This window comes from Bacillus sp. JJ1764 (genome assembly GCF_036962145.1).
In the GTDB taxonomy this organism is placed as follows: domain Bacteria; phylum Bacillota; class Bacilli; order Bacillales; family Cytobacillaceae; genus Neobacillus.
Genome location: NZ_JBALNY010000010.1, coordinates 40010 through 44217 on the forward strand (window position 1 = coordinate 40010; position 4208 = coordinate 44217).

Consider the following 4208-nt stretch of genomic DNA (forward strand, 5'->3'; position numbering starts at 1 on the left):
TGACAATCGTTGGTGACAGGCACCGCTCGTGGACAAAATCTGGTATTTTGTCCTTGCGGGGAGGACATTTTGGATTTTTATGGATATTTTAAAACGGTGCCTGTCACCGTTTGAAGGAGCATGGAAGGATTATGCTTAAGACTAGGTTTTTGAAGTTGATGATGACGAGAGTGGGAGATGGACGGTTTCTTCTTACTGCTAGGGATGAGCATGGGGATTATTTGAATCCGCTTGTATGGAAGAATCTTGTTTTTAGTAGCCATGAGGAAAGTTTTTTCGGGACGCTGCTCGAGCTGGAGACTGTTGATGGTATTGAGGGTGTTGCGGTGAATGGCTGGCAGCTGGTTTCTCTCTTTGCTAAAGAGTCCTTCAATCGCTTTATTGAATGGGATTGGAATGAAGAGGCAGAAATCTGCTTGGCTACGGCCCATACGCTATATGAGGGCATTATAGAGAAAGATTGGCTTCCTGATTTCTCAGTTTGGGAGCACGGGAACTTTCGCTGGAAGCTGCCTGAGCGCGTGAAAGATGATTTTGATTCATCCTTTTGGGAGCAGGAAATGGCCGAGGATAGAAGCATGTCCCCAAACAGTCCTATAGAACAGGAACTTGTTTCTCCTGCTACTAGTATCCCAACAACTCATGATTACATTTCTGAGTTGTATAACAATGCCCTTGATTCATTTTTAACAAGAAATACAGCGATGAAGGAACTGTTTGGTCCGAAGCTTGACCTGTTGCGAAAACAAAACATTTCCGGCTTGGAGTTATCGCGTTATTTTGATGAAGAGAGCTGGCTTGAATGGGTGGGTATTAAGGAAAGTGATGTGCCGTTTACCATTGGTATGCGCCTTGATGAGCCGGTTGATGGCGAAGGAGATTGGAGTCTTGATGTCTTCCTCAGAGGTAAAAAAAATATCGATGAAGTCTATGATGTCGAGGACGTGAAACGGATTCCAGCCAAATGGCGGCCGTTTTTAGATCGAGTGGACCGTGAGGAAGCCCGATGGGGACGGCTGATCCCTTGGCTCTGTGATCATGAGGAGAGTATTGTTGCTCCCGCTCCCCTCAAAACCCACCTTACCGAAGAAGAGGCATGGATGTTTTTAACCGAAGCAAGCGAGACATTGGTATCCCTTAATGTTGAAATTCTCCTTCCTTCCTGGTGGCAGGCGATGAAAAACGCTAACTTGAAGGTAAAAGCAGCCGTGAAAGGCACATCGAGTCACCGTCCTTCTTTTGTCGGATTAGATGCCATGCTGGATTTTAATTGGCGCTTTTCCATGAATGGTGTGGATCTTTCCGAGGATGAATTTAATAAACTTGTGGATGAAAAACGTCGGCTTGTGTATATTCGCGGACGTTGGGTGAAGCTGGATCCACAATTTATTCGACATATTCAAGATTTGATGAAAAAGGCTGAAAAGGAAGGTCTTCATNNNNTCCTCGAGCAGGAGCTGGTTGATTCCGGCGAATCCGAAGATGACTTAGAAAACCAAAAGGTTTTTGCAAAAATACAGATTGAATTAAATCGACAATGGAAGCAGATGATGAACCAACTATCTGAAACCAACGAAATTCCGATTGTCAGTGTTCCAGAAGATCTGAACGGAGAACTCCGCCCTTACCAACAGCTTGGGATGAGTTGGCTATGGTTCCTGCGACAGCACGGATTTGGGGCCTGCCTTGCGGACGACATGGGGCTTGGCAAAACGATTCAGCTTATTTCATATTTGCTGAAGGTGAAGGAGCTGGAGAGCACGGCGTCTGTCATTGAAAGAAGGAATGAAGCGATTCCTATTGTGCATGAAGAGGAATTGGCGCCAGTTACCGATAATAAGGTTAACACTGTTTCTATCACACCTGATGAAGAAAAGGTGTCTGTCACCATTAACGATCTATCCACTGTGGAAAATCAGCCATCGGTGCCTGTCACCACTAAAAGACAGCGTCGGAAAAAGGATCAAGGAGACCTGGCCGATATGGTCTCTGTCCAGGCTGCATTAATTATTTGTCCGACTTCGGTGCTAGGGAATTGGCAGAAAGAGTTGGAGCGGTTTGCGCCTAATATGGATGTGTATTTACATTATGGATCAAACCGGTTAAAGGATGAGGCATTTTCTCATAAGGTTAAGACGGCGGATGTCGTGCTGACCTCTTATGGATTGAGCCATCTGGATACAGAAGAGTTTGAGTCAAAGTTATGGAGTACGATTGCGATTGATGAGGCGCAGAATATCAAGAATGCACAAACAAAGCAATCGAAGGCAGTCCGCCGTTTAAGGGGCCGCCACCACATTGCTTTAACGGGAACACCGATGGAAAACCGTCTGTCCGAATTGTGGTCTATTTTTGATTTTTCAAATCGTGGCTACCTAGGCAGTTTAGGGCAATTCCAAAAGCGGTTTATCATTCCGATTGAAAAGGATGAGAAGAAGGATAAAATCCAGCAGCTTCAGTCTTTGATTCGGCCATTCTTGCTTCGCCGTACGAAAAAGGATGAAGAAGTTGCCTTAAACCTTCCTGACAAGCTCGAACAGAAGGAATATTGCCCATTGACCGCTGAACAGGCTTCTTTATATGAACAACTAATTCACGATACTTTTGCTGAAATTGAAAAATTGACTGGGTTTGAGCGAAAGGGTTTAATTTTACAAATGCTCAGCCGTCTGAAGCAGCTATGCAACCACCCAGCGCTTTATTTAAAGGAAAAATCAGCAGGAAGACAGCTGTTAGAACGTTCCAATAAATTGGAGAAGTTGATTGAATTGGTGGACGCAGTCCTGGATCAAGGTGAGAGCTGCTTGATTTTTACGCAATATATTGAAATGGGTGAAATGATACGCAGTGCATTGAAAAAGCAGTTTGGCGTAGAGGTTCCGTTCCTGAATGGAAGTGTCGCCAAGACACAGCGGGATCTGATGATTGAACGGTTCCAAAACGGAGAATTCCCCGTGTTCCTGCTATCTTTAAAAGCAGGCGGTACAGGGTTGAACTTAACCGCAGCCAACCATGTCATTCACTATGACCGCTGGTGGAACCCTGCCGTTGAAAACCAGGCAACTGACCGCGCATACCGCATCGGTCAATCACGCTTCGTCCACGTGCACAAACTCATCTGCACCGGAACACTCGAGGAAAAAATTGACGCCATGCTTGAAAAGAAACAATTCCTCAACGACCAAATCATCCAAAGCGAAAACTGGATCACCGAGCTTTCTACGGATGAGCTGAAAGATTTGGTTTATTTGGGGTAATATTTGAACCTACTCAATAAATTTGAGTAGGTTGTTTTATTTATGGGGGTAAGGCGCTCTCTATCAGACGTCTCCACGGGTTTTTCCCTCCTACTCGACCTTGAGAATGCTTCTATCGGATTTCTCTCCGAATTTTTCATACCTATCCACCATTGAGAATGCCCTCCTGCTTCTCCTCTATTAATACTGTCAACCCTCCGACAACCTAAAAGTACTTTACTTCTCCCACATGCAAAAAGACCCGGCGCTGATAACCGGGTCTCATTTAATAGGTAATATTTAATTTAAAATAACAATTTTCACCGTTCTTCTGCCCCATTGTAATGCCGATGCTTTATTTGGCATGAGGACGTCGATGATGTGACCTTGGATGGCGCCGCCTGTGTCACCAGCGATGGCGACTCCGTAGCCCTCTACCCAAACTTTCTTTCCAAGTGGGATGACGCGCGGGTCTACTGCAATTAGTTTCATATTTGGATTTGCCGCGATGTTGTAGCCTAGTCTGGTGATAGCACCGGATTCTTCTGGACTATAAGCGGTTGCGGTAACGTATAATTCCTTGCCGTTTGCAGCTGGAGCTGCCAGACCTTGCGTACCAGCCGAAGCGGTTTGCGGTCTAGATGGTTGGGCCATCTGATCCTGGATGCTTCTCATTTTTGACTCAATGCCAGCTTTCTGCTGCTCAGCAAGCGCCATTTGCTGCACGATTTGATTATATTTTTCTTGCATAGCCGTTAAGGTTTGTTGTCTCTTTTGCAGGTTTTGGCTCAGCTCCGCTTGCTGTTGGGCCAATACCTGCTGCTGACCTTGCAAAATCTGCTCTTGTCTATCAATCTCTTTTTTATCATTTTCAATCTTTTGGAGATCCTCTTTTTGGGCAGTTAAAATATCCTTGTCCGCATCCATTAACTCGGAAGCGGCACTGGCGCGCTGAATGAAATCAGAGATACT

At 45.3% G+C, this 4208-nt stretch carries 2 protein-coding genes; one reads left to right on the forward strand and one right to left on the reverse strand.

Annotated elements, in window-relative coordinates; all coding sequences use genetic code 11:
- The first annotated feature begins 131 nt into the window (after positions 1-131).
- Entirely contained in the window at positions 132-3257 is a 3126-nt protein-coding gene (locus tag V7083_RS01695; RefSeq protein ID WP_335474697.1) for a DEAD/DEAH box helicase, read from the forward strand.
- A 279-nt stretch (positions 3258-3536) separates the two neighbouring features.
- Here the strand turns inward: V7083_RS01695 and V7083_RS01700 are convergent, their stop codons facing one another.
- Positions 3537-4163: a 3D domain-containing protein gene (locus V7083_RS01700; protein WP_335474699.1), complete on the reverse strand. Its 627-nt coding sequence runs from the start codon at positions 4161-4163 to the stop codon at positions 3537-3539.
- Positions 4164-4208: the final 45 nt, after the last annotated feature.